This is a genomic window from Eisenbergiella massiliensis (assembly GCF_003435485.1).
Genome location: NZ_QVLV01000006.1, coordinates 57652 through 75445, shown reverse-complemented (window position 1 = coordinate 75445; position 17794 = coordinate 57652). Strand labels below are relative to the sequence as shown.

At 49.1% G+C, this 17794-nt stretch carries 14 protein-coding genes and 1 tRNA gene; 3 read left to right on the top strand and 12 right to left on the bottom strand.

The genetic code is table 11. The annotated features are described in order from the left end of the window. Positions 1-254 precede the first annotated feature (254 nt). Positions 255-327: transfer RNA gene (locus DXC51_RS10405), tRNA-Gly, on the bottom strand. A 200-nt stretch (positions 328-527) separates the two neighbouring features. Beyond that, on the bottom strand, positions 528-1853 hold the full coding sequence (locus tag DXC51_RS10400) for a glycoside hydrolase family 3 protein (RefSeq protein ID WP_117544468.1): 1326 nt from the start codon (positions 1851-1853) through the stop codon (positions 528-530). A 1117-nt stretch (positions 1854-2970) separates the two neighbouring features. Here DXC51_RS10400 and DXC51_RS10395 point away from each other — a divergent pair. Next, positions 2971-3606 (top strand): lactate utilization protein, encoded by a 636-nt coding sequence (locus DXC51_RS10395; protein WP_117544467.1) that lies wholly within the window; start codon positions 2971-2973, stop codon positions 3604-3606. Positions 3607-3747: 141 nt separating this feature from the next. Here DXC51_RS10395 and DXC51_RS10390 read toward each other — a convergent pair whose 3' ends face one another. The 6 genes from DXC51_RS10390 to glyA all read right to left on the bottom strand — a co-directional run bounded on the left by DXC51_RS10390 (position 3748) and on the right by glyA (position 10461). Then, positions 3748-5067 (bottom strand): aspartate kinase, encoded by a 1320-nt coding sequence (locus DXC51_RS10390; RefSeq protein ID WP_025490732.1) that lies wholly within the window; start codon positions 5065-5067, stop codon positions 3748-3750. A gap of 95 nt (positions 5068-5162) precedes the next feature. After that, the gene (locus DXC51_RS10385; RefSeq protein WP_117544466.1) at positions 5163-6386 is read right to left on the bottom strand and encodes a cofactor-independent phosphoglycerate mutase; all 1224 of its coding nucleotides are present in this window, start codon (positions 6384-6386) and stop codon (positions 5163-5165) included. A 42-nt stretch (positions 6387-6428) separates the two neighbouring features. Continuing rightward, on the bottom strand, positions 6429-7640 hold the full coding sequence (locus DXC51_RS10380; RefSeq protein ID WP_117544465.1) for a homoserine dehydrogenase: 1212 nt from the start codon (positions 7638-7640) through the stop codon (positions 6429-6431). Positions 7641-7685: 45 nt separating this feature from the next. Beyond that, positions 7686-8129 (bottom strand): ACT domain-containing protein, encoded by a 444-nt coding sequence (locus DXC51_RS10375; RefSeq protein WP_025490730.1) that lies wholly within the window; start codon positions 8127-8129, stop codon positions 7686-7688. A 199-nt stretch (positions 8130-8328) separates the two neighbouring features. After that, a complete protein-coding gene (locus DXC51_RS10370; RefSeq protein WP_117530602.1) occupies positions 8329-9165 on the bottom strand; it encodes a TraX family protein in 837 nt (278 codons plus the stop codon). Between the two features lie 57 nt (positions 9166-9222). Next, positions 9223-10461 (bottom strand): serine hydroxymethyltransferase, encoded by a 1239-nt coding sequence (gene glyA, locus DXC51_RS10365; RefSeq protein WP_025490729.1) that lies wholly within the window; start codon positions 10459-10461, stop codon positions 9223-9225. Positions 10462-10729: 268 nt separating this feature from the next. Here glyA and DXC51_RS10360 point away from each other — a divergent pair, with 268 nt between their 5' ends. Both DXC51_RS10360 and DXC51_RS10355 read left to right on the top strand, forming a co-directional pair. Then, positions 10730-11707 (top strand): diacylglycerol/lipid kinase family protein, encoded by a 978-nt coding sequence (locus DXC51_RS10360; protein ID WP_117544464.1) that lies wholly within the window; start codon positions 10730-10732, stop codon positions 11705-11707. Positions 11708-11958: 251 nt separating this feature from the next. Then, complete coding sequence (locus tag DXC51_RS10355; RefSeq protein WP_025490727.1) at positions 11959-12639, top strand: phosphatase PAP2 family protein; 681 nt, start codon at positions 11959-11961, stop codon at positions 12637-12639. A gap of 490 nt (positions 12640-13129) precedes the next feature. On the opposite strand, the gene DXC51_RS10350 is transcribed toward DXC51_RS10355, so the two are convergent. From DXC51_RS10350 to DXC51_RS10335, 4 genes are all read right to left on the bottom strand, one after another. Further along, the gene (locus DXC51_RS10350; RefSeq protein ID WP_025490726.1) at positions 13130-14155 is read right to left on the bottom strand and encodes a glycosyltransferase family 2 protein; all 1026 of its coding nucleotides are present in this window, start codon (positions 14153-14155) and stop codon (positions 13130-13132) included. An 88-nt stretch (positions 14156-14243) separates the two neighbouring features. Continuing rightward, positions 14244-16103 carry an A/G-specific adenine glycosylase gene (gene mutY, locus DXC51_RS10345; protein WP_117530600.1) on the bottom strand — a complete coding sequence of 620 codons (1860 nt, stop codon included), beginning with the start codon at positions 16101-16103 and terminating at the stop codon, positions 14244-14246. Positions 16104-16172: 69 nt separating this feature from the next. Then, positions 16173-16718, bottom strand: coding sequence for a DUF1653 domain-containing protein (locus DXC51_RS10340; RefSeq protein ID WP_025490725.1), 546 nt, complete (start codon positions 16716-16718; stop codon positions 16173-16175). A 244-nt stretch (positions 16719-16962) separates the two neighbouring features. Beyond that, positions 16963-17340, bottom strand: a complete 378-nt coding sequence (locus tag DXC51_RS10335; protein WP_025490724.1) for a hypothetical protein — start codon at positions 17338-17340, stop codon at positions 16963-16965. Positions 17341-17794: the final 454 nt, after the last annotated feature.

The following is a 17794-nucleotide window of genomic DNA, read 5'->3' as shown; positions in this document are numbered from 1 at the left end:
TCTATATTAATTCCGCTCCGGCCTTACAGACAGCAATAAGCCCTGTTATCCGTGACGCAAAGCATGTTTGGAAACTCATTCCCATCGTCTATCGTCTGCAAGCATGCTTTCAGCAAAATTCAAACATGCTTAGTATAGCATACAACCTGCCGAAAACTGAATCGGATTCAGAAAGATTTAAGAATAAATTAAACGGCAATTAAAAAATAACGGCTGTCCGATTTCCGGAAGCCGTTATCTTTTTGTTCTGTGAGAGCGATAGACGGGGCTCGAACCCGCGGTCTCGACCTTGGCAAGGTCGCGCGTTACCAACTACGCCACTATCGCATTCTGACATCACTCAATATATCCTTTTGTGATGTACCTGCCCGTCTGTCCAACGGGCAAGTATTACTATACAATAAACTTAATTTGTTGTCAACTATATTTTTAAATTTTTTTATTTTTTTATTTCTGCTGTCCGGCCGGTTCCATTATTACGGCTTACGGCCTGCCGCCTGCTGCCTCAGGGCACCCGCCGCTCCGCTCTACTCCTCCAGCGTCCCCGCATACTTCACCCGGTACACTCTCTTGAGCGAGTCATTGATACGGTTTTCATCAATCGTCCCATCCTTAACCGCCGCCACAACGCCTTCGTACGCCTTCACGAAATCCTCCGGCATAAGTATCATATCCGCGCCTGCCTTCAAAGCCTTTATTGCCGCCTCATCCGCCGCATAATATTCGGAAATGGCAGACATATTCATGGCATCTGTAATTACAATGCCGTTATAACCCAACTGTTTTCTTAAAATATCCGTAATGATCTTCTCATTCATGGATGCCGGTTCCGCATCCCCGTCCGTCAGACCCGGCGCCGAAATATGGCCTACCATCACCATATCCGTCCCGGCATCAATCCCGGCCTGGAAAGGCAGGAACTCCGCCGCCTGCATTTCTTCCAGCGTCCTGTCCGTTTTCACAGAGCCTTCATGGGAATCCCCCGACGTATTTCCATGTCCTGGGAAATGCTTGATGCAGGCGCTTATCCCCGTATCCTGCAGTCCCTGTACGGCGCTTGCAACCATCTGGGACACCACTGCCGGATCGCTGCCGAAGGCTCTGTCCCCAATCACCTTATTGTCCGGATTGGTCAATACGTCCGCTATCGGCGCAAAATCCAGATTGAAGCCATATTCTCCGAGATAAGTGCCAATTGTCTGTCCCGCCGTATATGCAGCGGATGCGTCACCGCCCGCTCCAATATCCGCCATCGGTCCCACATTGGTCAGCTTCAGCTGATCCGCCACTCTGGCGACACTGCCGCCCTCTTCATCCACTCCCAGGAAAAGAGGATAGGTCGCATAACCGGCCGTCTTGGAAAGCATTTCCTTCAGCTGTTCTGCGGACTGAATATTCTGCGCAAAATATACGAGGCCCCCTACCGGATATTTCTTCAGGGCCTCCTCCGTACCTGAACCTGCCTGAACCGCTTTAGTTACTCCGGTCAGCTGCTCCGGCGTAACTATGAACAAACCAGCCACCTTATCCTCCAGGCTCATATTGGCTACACAGGATTCCACCAGTTCCTCCAGCAGTTCTTCCTTAGATGGAACATTCTCAACCGGCGGCTCCGTCTGTGCTTCTCCTGTTTCATTCTCCGTCTGCGACTGCATCATTGCTTCCTCCTGAGCCAGAGATTCCGCCTGCGCCTGAGATTCCTCCGCCGCTTTTTTCTCCTCCATGGCGCTGGCTATCGACCGGATCCCCATCACTCCGCCCGTCACGATTCCGGCCAGAATCAGCACTGCCACAATATATGATATAATCTGGTTTCTGACCCTTCTTTTTCTCCGCATGTCTCTCCGGTTCATTCCAATACCCCTTTACATAACTTAACTGATTCATTCTTTGCAGCCGCCTGATTTGGAGCCGCCGAAGCAGCGCCCCGCCAGCAATATGAGAGTCCTCAGGCTTATGCGAACTCTGAATTATTATTCTTGAATTACCAACTCTGGATTTTCTGTTTTAACAGTACCACAAATAGAAGCGGGTATCAATCATTTTTCATTCTTGACACCCGCTCCTAAACTATGCTATCCAATGGCCTCTTCCTCCATTTTTCTCCTCCGCTTTTCTTTCCACTCTTCCTACTCTTTGTACTCGTGTACTGCAACGGTATTCATCTTATTTCTATGATGATTCTTCGTCACTCAAGTAAGTGTACTCGTTCTGCTTCGGTCCTTAGCATCGTCCTTAAAGTATATATTTTATTGTTCTTAAAGATTCTATTCTTTTCTCTCCCGGATTTCTTTAAAATGACGGCTCTTTTTGTTTATCTGACTGCCATCTATAATAAATTACTTCTTTCAACTAAGGATACTGTTTCCTTGGCTCTCAGAACCTTTTCTTTAAACTAAAGATGTCGGCTTATGTCGTTTCTTTAAACTAAAGATAATTTTCTTTGCTGTCAGAAATTTTCTCGTTCTCAAAAGAATCTTTTTTACAGTTACCAGCCTGTCAGATAACCACGATTCCTTCAATCTAAAGTCCTTCTCGTGAAAGAAAATCCTTTTCTCTTATCGAACAATCTTTAAGGCTTTCCTTATTAAGTTGTGTTTCGCTGTCTGATTATTTCTTTAAAAATTTTGTTTTTAGAGATTAAAGTTTATGTTTTCGGTGGTCTGTACCTTCCTTTCCTCTATATTTTTTTGTTTCTTCCTTGTTTGTGACTTCATTATATCTGTATAAATAAGAATTGTCAATATATTTTTTGTCTTTTTTAATAAAAAATGTTATTTTTCCATTTTCAATAAAAATAAGCTTTAATTATATGTATATTGTATATAATTATATGAATTGTCTGACAATTCAATTTCTTGTTCTTCTATTCCCTATCCCCACATAAATTGACAATGCTCTTTTTACGCCTTACACTATCATTAATAACAATTGCCGCCGGTTATACGGCGGCGGAACGGAGGGTTACATATGGACAACAGACAAACAGCCTTTGCCAGGGCCTGTGAGGGGATTATCGCCAATCTGAAAAAAAGGAATATGGAAGGGTACTTTTTCGAAGACAGCGCTTCCTGTGTCAGGGCAATACTTGAGATGATGCCGGAAGGCAGCGTTGTATCCTGGGGCGGAAGCGCTTCCGTACAGGAGAGCGGGATGATGGATGCGCTGAAGCAGGGAAATTACCGGCTGATTGACCGTTCTGAAGCCAAAACACCGGAGGAACAGCGTGAAATCTATGCCCGGACCGTTATGTCCGATTACTATTTTATGAGCAGTAATGCAATTACCTATGAAGGGGAGCTTGTGAACTTTGACGGAAACGGGAACCGGGTGGGCTGCCTGATTCACGGCCCCAGGCACGTGATGCTCATTGTGGGGATGAATAAGGTGACAGCTTCCCTGGAAAGCGCCGTCCAACGTGTCCGCACCATGGCCTGCCCGCCCAATGCCGTCCGCCTGAACCGCCAAACGCCCTGCGCAGCCACGGGGAAATGCGAAGACTGTCTGTCTCCCGATTGTTTCTGCAACCAGCTTGTTATAACAAGGCGCAGCGGCCATACAGGCCGGATTAAGGTATTCCTGGTTGCCGAGGATCTTGGGTTCTGAAAAAGTTGAAACAGATGCAGAATAAATGAGCGCAGCCGCGGCATCTGAATGCCCCCAGGCACAAAAAGCGTGAAATTCCGGCCGTGAGCCATGGAATTTCACGCTTTCTTCTTTTTAGACTGCCTGTATCAAATCCGTATGTTAAATCTGAACCAGCACAAACATATTATAAATCGCACGGATTGCCGTTTCAAAGTCCTCATTTCTTACGCCGATGATGATATTCAGCTCGCTGGAGCCCTGATCAATCATTTTTACGTTAACATTGGAATGGGCAAGGGCGGAAAAGATTCTGCCGGCCGTTCCTCTTGTGGATTTCATGCCGCGGCCCACAACTGCAATAAGGGCCAGATCGGATTCAATATCAATGGTATCCGGGTGGGCAAGACGGTGGATGGCGGACACCACCTTCTGCTCCTTATCCATAAATTCATCCTGATGCACGAAAACTGTCATGGTGTCGATGCCTGAAGGCACATGTTCAAAGGAAATGCCGCTGTCCTCAAAGGCCTGGAGCACCTTGCGGCCAAAGCCAATTTCCGCATTCATCATGTCTTTTTCAATATTGACGGAACAGAAGCCCCTCTTTCCTGCAATTCCCGTAATGACGAATTTGGATTTCTGACAGGTGCTTTCCACAATCCATGTTCCGTTATCGTCCGGCGCATTGGTATTGCGGATATTGATGGGAATCCCTTCCTTTCTTACAGGGAAAATAGCGTCCTCATGGAGAACCGTTGCCCCCATATAGGAAAGCTCCCGCAGCTCCTTATAGGTGATGGTATCGATGCCTACGGGGTTGGGGATGATACGGGGATCCGCAATCAGGAAGCCCGAAACATCAGTCCAGTTTTCATAAACCTCCGCATGAACAGCCTTTGCCACAATGGAGCCCGTAATATCGGAACCTCCCCTGGAAAAAGTATGGACAGTACCGTCCGGCATAGCGCCGTAAAAACCGGGAATTACCGCATACTCTTCTTTTTCCAGTCTTGCAGACATCACCTTATCCGTTTTGTACGGATCAAAATTCCCGTCCTCGTCAAAGAAAATCACTTCCGCCGCATCAATAAAAGTAAATTTCAGATAGGCCGCCATGATGATGCCGTTCAGATATTCTCCTCTGGAAGCTGCATAATCCTTTCCCGCTTTTTTCTTAAAATTATCTAAAATGACTTTGAATTCTTCCTTCAGGGACAGTTCCAGGGAAAGCCCCTTGATAATTTCCTCATATCTTGCTTCAATCGCCTTCAGCTGATCCTGAAAGGGCTGATCCTCTTGTGCGGCGGCATAGCAGGCATACAGCATATCCGTTACCTTGGTATCCTTTTTGCTGCGTTTCCCGGGAGCGGAGGGCACCACAAATCTCCTTTCCTTGTCAGAATTGATGATATCGCCTGCCTTTATAAACTGTTCAGCGCTGGCAAGGGAGCTTCCTCCGAATTTCACAACCTTCATAATAATAACCTATCCTCACGCCTCCTGATACGGCGTTTTTTTCCTTTCTTTTTTATGCTTTGGGACCAGACCGGCGGCCGGGCGCCGGCAAGGGCTTTTTACAGATGCATCTTCTGTTTGATTTCCAGGAATTTATCCATAAGCTTATACCCTTCAGGGATAAAATTCCCACTCAGGATAGCCTCTGCTTCATTATAATTCCAGTCATTCTTCTGCGGGCTGGTGCTGTCGTACAAAAGATAGGGCACGCTTTCCGCCGTATGGGTCCTTATCCTTATCGGCGTGGGATGATCCGGCATGACCAGAAGCCTGTAAGCCTCTCCGCTCCTGTCAAGGGCTTCCGTCAGCGGTCCAACCACCCTTGCATCCAGATATTCGATGGCCTGCAGCTTCTTTTCCACGCTGCCCTGGTGGCCCATCTCATCCGGCGCTTCTATATGAATATAGGCAAAATCATAGCCGTCCTTTATCAGGGCGTCCACCGCCGCCTGCGTTTTTCCTTCATAATTCGTATGTAAACCGCCGGTGGCTCCTTCCACCTGCGCCACATCCATCCCCGCGCCCACGGCAATCCCCTTCAGCAGGTCAACCGCGGATATCATGATGCCCTTTTTCCCGGTTTTCTCCTGGAAGGAGGGAAGTGCGGGCCTGGTTCCCGCTCCCCAGAACCAGCAGCAGTTGGCGGGGTTCAACCCGTTTTTCCTGCGTTCCTTATTAATAGGATGATCCTTTAAAATCTCATAGCTTTTTTCCATCATTTCATAAAGCATTCTGTCAGCCGGCAGATAAGGGGCTATCTCCCTGCCCAGCACATCATGCGGGGGCGTCAGCTCTTCCACCTCGCCGTTCTGCCAAATCAGGCAGTGGCGGTAGCTGGTTCCCACATAAAAATGATAAGGGTCACGATCCAGTTTCTTCATCACGGCATGAAGCAGCACCGCGCAATCCTCCGTACTGATTTCCCCGGAGCTGTGATCCAGGATTCTCCTTTTGAAAAAAGGGATTCCCTCTTCCTCGGAAAGCGTTACTATATTACACCGCATGGCGATATCCGTATCCTGCATGGGAACCCCGATGCTCAATGCCTCCAGCGGAGAACGGCCCGAATAATATTTCCTGGGATCATAGCCGATTACCGACAGGTTCGCCGTGTCGGAGCCGGGCTTCATGCCTTCAGGTATGGTGCTTACCATGCCGATTTCGGATTTTTTGCTGAGCGCATCAAGCGCCGGCGTCTTTGCATACGATAAAGGGGTTTTTCCGTTCAGCCGGGAGATGGGCTCATCTGCCATCCCGTCTCCCAGCACCACCACATATTTCATTCATTCCTCGATTCCGCCGCCTGCCGCGGCCTGCCATACATTCTAGTCCTCTTCCAGGCGGATCCGGCTGATAAATCCGGGAAGCTCCGCCGACTTCTGTGCAAATTCCTTTTCCGTCATAACAGGGGTCACAAAGCCGTATTCACCGGTTATTCCCTCCGCTTCTATTTTATCCACATCTCCGAACAGCTTCTTTACCGCATCCTCCGAGCCTTCAGAAACACGCACGAAGAATTTCCGGGAAGCATCCTCCACGCTCTTAAGGGAAAGCTTTTCTTCCTCCCAGATGCAGATGATGTGCTTGCGTCCGTGCTTCGCACAGTCAATCACATCGGAAACCACCGCGCTGGCGGTAGGCAGCTTTCCGGCGCCTCTTCCGTAATACATGGAATCACCCAGGGTATTGCCCCTGATGAAAATAGCGTTAAACACATCATTTACACTGTGCAGGGGATTCTTCTCCCCGATCATAAAGGGCGCCACCATGGCATAATATTCGCCGTCCAGCTCGCGGCTCTTGGCCAGAAGCTTGATGAATTTATTCATCTTTTTGGCATAGAGGAAATCCTCTTTTGTGATTTTCGTGATTCCTTCTGTGTAAATATCCTCGTAACGCACGGTTTTCCCGGTCATCAGGGAGGAAAGGATGGCGATTTTACGGCAAGCGTCATAGCCCTCCACATCGGCCTCGGGATTGCGTTCCGCATAGCCCTTATCCTGCGCTTCCTTCAGACAGTAATCAAAATCGCTTCCCTCTTCCGCCATTTTAGTCAGTATATAATTGGTGGTTCCGTTAAGGATACCGTTAATCAGCTCAATTCGTTCTGCCGTAAGCGCTACATTCAGCGGACGGATAATGGGGATGCCGCCGCCCACGCTGGCTTCAAACAGATAGTTGCATTCATTCTCACGCGCCGTGCGGATAAGCTCGGCCCCATGGTTTGCCACCAGCTCCTTATTGGAGGTGCAGACGCTCTTCCCGGCCTTCAGGGCCTGCATGGAAAAAGTGAAGGCAGGCTCGTTGCCTCCCATGGTTTCACATATAATGGATACCTCAGGGTCGTTCAGGATGATATTGTAATCATGCACTATCCTGTCTTCATAAGGATCTCCGGGAAAATCCCTCAGGTCCAGGATATATTTCACATGCAGCTCCTGTCCCGCCCTTTTGTCAATGACATCCTTGTTCGTCTCAATAACTTCAACAACACCGCTTCCTACCGTACCGTATCCCAGAACTGCTACGTTTATCATATCTCTTCCTCCGTCTTGCCACTTTTATGAAATTCTATTGAAATTCTATTCCTTCGCCAATATCTTGACGTTACGGACGCCTCTTCGCTCTTCCATGGTTTCCAGCATCCTGGAAACATCTCCCGTCGTGCTGAGCACCTGGACGCTGATGCTTAAGGATGCCACGCCGTTAATGGGGATACTCTGATGGATTGTCAGAATATTCGCCCCGAAATCCGCAATTACCTTCAGCACATCCGATAAAAGCCCCGGCTCATCCTCTATTGACATGGACAACGTAATTGTGGTACCCTGTGCGGTATCATGGAACGGAAAAATATCATCCTTATATTTGTAAAAAGAGCTCCGGCTGATATCCACTCTCTCCACCGCATCCTGTATCGTCGCCGCTTTTCCTGATTCCAGCAGGCGCTTTGCCTCAACTACCTTCAGCAGGACCTCAGGCACCGCCTTCTGTTTTACTACATAATAATCGCTCGTCTTCTGCATATTCCTCATCCTGTATCCCGGGCTGTTTTCATGCCTTCAGGCCCTTATCATATCATGTCTTTCCACTGCAAACAATTGTGTGTCACCGAGAGATATTGTAGCATAGGGTTTCCGGGAAAGCAACAAAAATTTACAGGCGGATTGTACTTTTAGAAATACAATCCGCCTGACACTGCATAAATATGCATTCAATTATACATTACAGCAAAAACAGCAGCAAATATCTCAGCAGGAGCAAAATCAGCATATGCACCGGATAAATGAGATAAAAGAAATATTTATGCCCCTTTATATATCTTTTTCCGTTGCATAAATAGATCAGGGGGAATACGGCAATGCAGAAGCCCTCTATCCCCAGGCTGTCCACCGCATTCTCCAGGCTGCGCAATCCCAGCGGAACGCCGATAAAATAAGAGGCAAGAAAAAGCGCAGGGGACAGGATACACTGCAGGCTCCTGTCCCCGCGCAGCAAATACAGCACAACAATGAGGAAAACACCGCTGTATCCATAGTCCGTATGCAGCAGTCCGGCCGCCGTCATTCCCGCCGCCACAGCAGCGGCGCTGCACAGCCCGCCAAAAACCTGTGACTTCAGCCGCTCCCGGCACTGTCTTACCGCAGCCATCGTCAGCAGCCCGGCCAGAAGCGTCCAGAACACATTCTGATGCGCCATTGTCATTTTTCCATAAAACAGAAGATCAAAGGGCGCCTCCGACAAAAGGGCAAACAGGAAAAGCCGCAGGGCATACCTGGCCACGCTCCTTGTATGCAGAAAGCCCTGCAGCAAAAGATAGCAATATATGGGAAAGGACAGACGTCCCACAGTCCTCAGAATCTGATACGCCGCATCACAGTATTGCCAGGCCGCGCCGCCTTCAGGGATGGTGTGAACAAGGAAATACTTCAGCAGCCCGGCCCCCACATGGTCAAGAAACATGGTCACAAGCGCCAGGAGCTTAAGCGCATCCTCTGAAAACATGCCGTTTGCATCCCGCAGGTTTCTCAATACAATCCGGGTGTTTCCTTTACTTTTCATAATTACCTCAACTTAAAAATAACGGGGCATGCCGCCCCGTTATTTCTCCTCTTTTTATTACACAAGCGGATATTTGTCCGTCAATGTCTGTACAATCGCTCTCGCTTCCGGAATCTTTGCCTCGCCGCCCTTGATAACCAGTGCAATCGCTTCTGCGATCCTGTCCATATCCTCCGTATTCATGCCTCTGGAGGTAACGGCCGGCGTACCCAGACGGACGCCGCTGGTTACGAACGGAGACTTGGGATCGTTGGGGATGGTGTTCTTATTGCAGGTAATATGCGCTTCGTCAAGCAGCTTCTCCACCGCCTTGCCCGTCAGATCAAAGTTAGTCAGATCCACAAGCATCAGGTGATTGTCCGTGCCGCCGGATACGATTTTGATTCCTCTGCTCATCAGCCCCTTGCACAGCGCCTGGGCATTATCAATGATTCCCTGCTGGTACACCTTAAAGTCGTCACTGAGCGCTTCCTTAAAGCATACGGCCTTTGCAGCGATTACGTGCATCAGGGGGCCTCCCTGGATTCCGGGGAAAATAGCCTTGTTAAAATTATACTTCTCTGCAGCTTCCTTATTGCAGAGGATCATGCCTCCCCTGGGTCCGCGCAGCGTCTTATGGGTTGTAGTCGTTACCACATCCGCATAGGGGATCGGGCTGGGATGAAGCCCTGCGGCAACCAGGCCCGCAATATGGGCCATATCCACCATCAGGCAGGCTCCCACTTCGTCGGCAGCTTCCCTGAAGGCTTTGAAATCTATGGTTCTTGCATAGGCGGAAGCCCCTGCAATGATCATTTTAGGCTTGCATTCTCTGGCGAGCTGTTTCATTCTGTCATAATCGATGAAGCCTTCATCATTCACGCCGTAAGGCACAATGTTGAAGTATTTTCCGGACATATTCACCGGGCTGCCGTGTGTCAGATGTCCGCCGTGATCCAGATTCATACCCATAACGGTATCTCCCGGATTCAGGACGGCAAACTGAACCGCCATGTTGGCCTGTGCACCGGAGTGGGGCTGTACATTGGCATAATCACAGCCAAACAGCTTCTTCGCACGTTCAATGGCAAGGTTCTCAACCTCGTCCACACATTCACATCCGCCGTAATATCTTTTGGCCGGATAGCCTTCCGCATACTTGTTGGTAAGCACGCTTCCCATTGCCGCCATTACAGCCTTGCTCACCCAGTTCTCAGAAGCGATCAGCTCGATATGGCTGTTCTGCCTTTCCTGCTCATCCACAATCGCCTGCGCGATTTCCGGATCTGTCTTCTTCACTTCATCCAGAGAATACATCCTTTTACCTCCTGCATAAGTATGTCCGCTACGATTCATCTGTTGCGGCGCGTTAATATATTAAATTGCGTTGGGATGATTATAGCATACATTCCATTAAATGCAAATATAAAATTATTCTTATACTTTTCTTAAGTTGCCCTTTTTCACTTTACTTGCCATTTCATTTCTGCTACAATACAACCTTAGAAAATCAGTAATTATGAGGTTACAGGACAGCCTCCGGAGGCCGGACTGTAATATTTGAGGGAAAGCCGGGGAGATTCATATGTATTCATTTTTGGTAAATCCTGCCTCCCGTTCCGGGAGAGGGCAGAAATACTGGGAACGGATAAAGCCTGTCCTTGAGGAAAGGAAGATTCCTTATCAGGTCTTTTTTTCAAAAGGCCCGGGCGACATGGTTAAGCTTTCCCGGCAGCTGACTTCTTCCCTGTCTCCGGAAGGAGAGGACGTCCACCTTGTTGTTTTGGGGGGCGACGGAACCGCCAACGAAGCGGTGCAGGGAATTGCGGATTTTTCCAGGACGCGGTTCAGCTATATCCCCACTGGCTCCAGCAACGATCTGGCCCGCGATGCAGGCATCAGCCGGAATCCCCTGGAAGCCCTGGAACGCATACTCTCCTCCGCCCGCGAACAACGGATGGATGTGGGTTTTCTTCATTATAATACAGCATACCTGCCCGAAGCCTCCCGGCCTGCGGACGTACCGCCGGACCGCCGTTTCCTCGTAAGCTGCGGCATCGGCTTTGACGCCGGCGTATGCCAGGAAGCCATGAAGTCACGCATGAAGGATTTCCTGAATAAAGTAGGTCTGGGCAAATTAACCTATCTGGGAATCGCCCTGAAACAGCTGATGCGCTCAGGAAGAGACAGCGCTGAGCTGGTTATAGATGAAAACAGCTCTTCGGCAAAAAGCATCCGCCTCCCCGGCCTGATGTTTATCGCCTGCATGTCCCACTGTTACGAAGGCGGCGGCTTCTACTTCTGCCCCGGCGCGGATGCGGCGGACGGCATGCTGGATCTGTGTACGGTCAGCGGCGTGCCCAAATGGAAGGTGTTGCTTGTCCTTCCCACCGCTTTTCAGGGAAAGCACTATCGCTACAATGGCGTGGAGCGTTACGGCGGCCAGACCATACATATCCGCACCTCCGCTCCTTTATGGGTCCATACCGACGGCGAGGTAGCCTGCCGCTCGGACGATATTACGGTCAGCTGTTCAAAGCAGCTGCTCCGTTTCTATTATTAAACGTAACAACTCAGGCCTGCGGGAATATTGTTGCAAAAGCCGGCTTATAGGACTGCTTTTCCACCTGTATTCCCATCGGATGAACATCCGATGCTTCCTGAGTGGCAGAGCCATTCAGAAAGACGGCCGTCCTGATTACATAGTAACTATGAACATTAACGCTAACTGCTAATCCGATCCTCCCCGTTCTTTGTTCCGTCGGCAATGCCCACATGGAATGAACACCAGGGACCTTCAAAGAGGCGAATATTATGAAAAACATCTATGAAAAATACAAACACATTCTTCCCTTTGCATTATACTTCTTCGTATATATGACCTGGTTCTCCTGGCTGGAGCAAAGACATATATGGAAATATCAGGTAATCCATATGGCGGTTGACAACTATATTCCTTTTAACGAGATTTTCATCATTCCTTATTTCCTGTGGTTTGTCTACGTACCGGCAGTTGTCCTGTACCTGGCTCTGCACAATAAGGATGACTACTACAGAACAGCCATCTTTCTCTGCACCGGAATGACGGTATTCCTTCTGGTCTCCACCTTTTTCCCCAACGGACACCATTTAAGGCCCGCCGTAATGCCCAGGGACAATATCTTTACCCAGATGGTCGCTTCGCTTTACAAAACGGATACCCCCACCAATCTCTGGCCAAGCATACACGTATATAACTCACTGGGCGCGCATTTCGCACTCTCCCGCTCAGAACTGGGCAGGAAAAAATGGCTGCGCAGAACCTCCGGGGTTCTCTGTGTTTCCATTATCCTGGCAACCATGTTCCTGAAGCAGCATTCCGTCTTCGACGTACTTACCGCTTTTGTCATGGCCGCAGCCATGTACGGAATCGTTTACCACTACGACGTACTCATCTACCTGAAACAATACAGAACCGCAAGACGTGCTGCAAGAGCCGCGCATAAAATCCGCTGATTTATGATTTATGAAAAAAGCTTCTATGCAAAATATTTAAAGCAAAACAATACGCGAGGCAGGTAACCGACCAGATTACCTGCCTCCTTTTTATAACCACATCCCCCATCTCCCCGCCCGCTCCTAAACAACTTCCTCCACCACCCTTGCCCTTCCATCCTTTTGCCCTTCCGCCCTTTTGCCCTTCCGTCCCCACTACCCCAGCCGTGGCGGAAGAAAAAGGCCTCCCGGAGGGGCTCTCCTTGCGGTCCTTTGCCGGAGACGGACAGGGCGTCGGGCAGGTGTTGGCAGCGGCTGCTTTTTAGACTATGGAGATGAGACTTAAAATTGTGGAAGGCTTTCCTGACACAATTTTCGCCCAAGGCTCATCGCAATGCCCAGTCTAACAGCAGCGCTGCCAACACCTGCCCGACGCCCTGACCGCCTCCGGCAAAGGACCGCAAGGAGATCCCTTCCCCGGGAGGCCTTTTTCTTCCGCCACGGCGCCGCTCTAATTAAATTTGAAGAACCTTTGACAGAGCTTATAGCCCTCCACAGAGATCTTCCTGCCGCCCTTTCCCGGCAGGTTGGTATAACTGCCCAGTAGCCCATACCGCAGCCTGAAAAACACGAACGGATCCTTCTGCTTGATATATTTCCACAGCTCGTTTTTCTTTTCCAGATTCTCATCCGTTCCGGAACAAATCAGCATAATTGACGACACCGTGGTAATGATATCCAGGTAGTTGAGCATATAATTGCGCAGCTTCTTATGCGTTGCCAGAAACTGCTTTTTGGCAGTCACATAATCCACCATGATTTTATTTACCTTCAGCTGCTGATCGATTCTCCCGATCATCACCTTTTCATTTACGGACTGATCCGCGCGGCCGATATAATACCTGTAAAAATTCACATCCATATAATACATTTTCTTCACGTACGGCAGCGGCTCAAACACGAAAAGATTGTCCACATAAAAAGTATGCTCCGGCAGCTTCAGCCCGCAGTCCTTCAGAAGCTTTGTACGGAAAATGACGGAATGCATAAGGATGTACTGTCCTTTATGGAACCGGTGCACATCATTCCATGTAAAAATCTCGTCCTCCGGGAGCACATGGCGGTAACGGATTACCTTTTTGCGCTTTTCCCCTTCTTTTTCATATACATAGTTGGCGATCAGCATATCCAGGACTTCCTCGCCGCCTGTAAGCTCCGTAAGCTTATCAAGGATTTCCCCATAAGCCGTATCAGAAACCCAGTCGTCGCTGTCCACCACCTTGAAATACAGCCCCGCTGCATTCTCAATGCCTGTATTTACCGCTGAGCCATGGCCTCCGTTCTCCTTGTGGATGGCTTTGACTATGGCAGGATACTTTTCCGCATATTCATCCGCAATCGCGGCTGTGGCATCTGTGGAGCCATCATCCACAATCAGGATCTCCACGTCCTCTCCGCCCGGAAGCAGGGAATCAATACATTTCCTCATATATTTTTCAGAATTATAACAGGGTACTGTTATAGACAACAGTTTCATATCTGCTCCTATCTGGCGCCTGGCGCCTGCGCGGTTTCACCCGCGATCTTTTCAGAAAGGGAGAATCTGTTTCGCTTTTGTCCCTTCCTCACTTCTTTTCTTCAAATTTATCATTTCCCAGCCGTATCTGCAGATATCCGGTATAAGCCGCGTAGGCCGACGGAATGGGATATTCCTTTTCCGTCAGGGAAGGCTCAATAAACAGCAGTCCCTCCTGCGTTCCCCCTACGGGCTCCAGTTCATCCACGCGTACCGCATAGCCAATCATATCCCATTCCCTATGGGTAAAAACATGTCTGGAATCAGGAAGCTTCTGTATCCTCAGAGGATGCAGCCCCTTTTCTTTAAGCAGGGCAAGTACCTCCTCCTGGCTCAGATGCCCTTCCTCCGACGGGAATTCATACATTCCGGCCAGCATTCCCTTTGCGGGCCTTTTCCTGATGGCGGCTCTCATGGCATCCTGAATGACAAGGATCGTTTTTTTCTCAATACTTCTTGCCTTCTTTGCCGCCTTTTTAGGAAATTCTGTTTCTCTGCCCTCTATGTGCGCCTTACAGGAGGCTTCCCATGGACACTCCCCGCATTTCGGCGCGCCGTTGGGAATACAGACAATGGCCCCCAGCTCCATCAGCGCCTGGTTAAAATCCCCCGGCCGATCCTTTGGCATTACCGCCTTCAGATCCTCTTCCACGCTTTTTCTCACCTTATCATTGAGCATGTCCCTGCCGTCCGCCCTGTATCTGGATATTACCCGCAGCACATTGCCATCCACAGCCGGCACCGCCCGGCCATATGCGATGGAAGCCACCGCTCCCGCCGTATAGCTGCCTATCCCCGGAAGCTTCAGCAGCTCTTCCCGGCTGTCCGGCATCCGGCCGCCGTATTCCGCCATAATTGCCTGCGCCGCCTTCTGCAGGTTCCTGGCACGGTTGTAATAACCAAGTCCCTCCCACAGCTTGAGCAGCTTGTCCTCAGGCGCCTGCGCAAGCTCCGGTATTCCCGGAAGCGCCTCCATAAAACGCTCAAAATAGGGCTTGACGGCTTCCACTCTTGTCTGCTGGAGCATGATCTCCGAAACCCACACGCGGTAAGGCGCCGGATTCTCTCTCCAGGGAAGCACCCGCCTGTGTCCATCATACCATTTCAACAGCGGCGGCGCAATATCGCAGAGATTTTCATTGTTATCCGCTTCGCATACGGCAGGCCCGTCTGCCATACTTCGTCCTTTGGCAGTTTGAATGAAACATTCCTGCTTTTTGGCTTCGGGTTTCAGAACAACGGGGATCTCATAACTGATTTCCATGCTGTCCTGCGTCACATGACAGCCTCTGGCGTAAATAGCAACACCGGCCTCCTGCGCCCGTTCAAGCGCCTGGGCAAAAGCAGGCTGCGTTTCCCAGTTAGGCGTAAAACGGCGGATTCCTTCCATCTGTACCACGAACAGTATCCCCGCTTCATATCCGTTTTCCTTAGCCTGGATGAGTTCCTCCACATGCTTGAGGGCACGCAAAGAGGGGGCATCCGGAAACAGCGCCGTCCTTTGCGTTTCCAATGTTACCCCCTTAACCTCCAGCCACATTTTCACAGCTTCCGATTCCACATAGAAATCAAAACGGGAATTCCCGTAAGTACATTCCGGCTTTATCAGCTTTACCGGAGCCAGCAGGCCTCCTGATGCCAGCCATTCCCCGGCAGCCAGATTCGGTGCAGCCGAATCCATATTGACAAGCAGCCCGCCCTTTTCCACCGCCACCAAATCGTAGGCGGTTTTCCGTCCGGGGTTGCCGCTTTTTTCCAGATAGACTGTGACGCCCTTTTGCAGCAGTTCCCTGCATCTGCCGGTATTTTTAACGTGTACTTTCTCCTGCCTGCCGTCAATCTCCACATAAGCGATAAAACGGTTCGGCCGTTCTATAAAGGTTCCTTTCACGATATCTTTATATTTCATAAAAACAGTTATTCTCCTGACTGTTACTGCTGCTCTTTCTACTGCTGCCGCCTTTACCCGGAAAAAATTCTATCTGAGCCTGTTGCACTCATATTTTTCCAGAGTAACGATGCAGTTCTTAAGCGTCATGTAGCGCTCCTCAAGTTCCCCATCTTCCAGCTCCAGATCCAGGGAAACCGCCATGGTATTGAGCATATCGTCCGTGATACGGCTGTGCAGCCCCACCAGAATATTCAGCTTATCCTCATAGGTATCAGCATCCAGGAACTCTACCAGCATGGGGTCCAGATTAAGTTCTTCTTCTGCCTCTTCAGGAGAATCCTCCGCACATGCCTTTGGCGAGCCGGTTTCTCCACCCGGCGCTCCAGACGGCTTACCCATAATCTGGGGCACAAGGGTGAAACGGTATTTTGCCTGTACCTGAGGATACTTTTCGTGATCAACCTCGCTGACAAACATGGAAAGAGGTCTTACAAATACCTGAAAATCACCATACAGGGCCTGATACACAACCATAGCCTCTCCGGTCTCCGAATGCGTGGCAAGCGTGACTATACGATAGAGATTTCCTTTAAAATGCTGATAAATTTCATTTGGTTCGGGGATTCTGTCCATTTCGCTTCTCCCATCTGCTTATACAGCTCCGCCCTTAATGACAGACGGATTCATTAAAAACAGCCGGTCCCTTATCCGGCGGCCGGCATCGATTATGCTTTATTATACCCCAAAACCTGTGTTCTGTCATTCCCCAATTGCCGGGGATTCAGGAAATTCATTACAGCTGTCACAGTCCAGATAACTGAAACATGCCCGCAGTCCGCACATCTCTTATGTTCCGTACTGTGTCCTGACTGATTTGTCAAAAAAATTCCTGATAAATCCTGCAGTCCGGCGCACCGAATTCCACTTTGCCTATACGTTCAAGAATACCCTGTATCTCTGATTTATCCAGATTTTCAAATCTTCTGTTATGGATTTTCAACAGATAGGTCTTCTCTCCCCTCACGTCCCTGCTGAAGGTCAGGGTCAGCCCCGAATTGGCATAGCCCTCTTCCTTCAAAATCTTCCTGACCTGAGCCAGGTAGTCCTCCTCAAGGCGGCTGTAATATCCGTCCTCCTCACGGAAGGCATCCCTCGACTGTCCTTTCACCGTACCTGCTATACAAAATGCGGAAATCACGATTAAAACCACGGTTACTGCTATCAAACCCGCTCTGCTTTTAATTCTTTCTGCCATAGATTCTTCCTCCATCCTGCGCCCCTTTTATCCCTTGCGGCACCTGTTCTGTCCGATATCAGTTCTTATTATGTCGTACTTTTTATATGGTAATGATGTTTGTTTATAGATTAGATGCTCCGAAAAGGAAAAAAGTTTAAAATTTTTTCTAAATTGCATTAAAAAATAATCCAATAAGATTTTGTCATTCTTTGCTTTAACTATAAAAAGCATGTAAATGTTTAGCTCCCTCACAATTATTGCCAATATCCATCCTAATTGCCTTCGGCGATGGATTTTAGCACTACTGAACCGCTTTCTTATGTTACGGCCAGCGCTTCATGCTGGCCTGCACAGCTAAATGCGTTAACCTGTTTAACAGTTATTCAAGCGTAACATATACTTCTCTAAAAACCTTCTAAAAATACCCTGTTATATTTCATTTAAACAGCCTCCTGTACAGGCGGTATTTTAT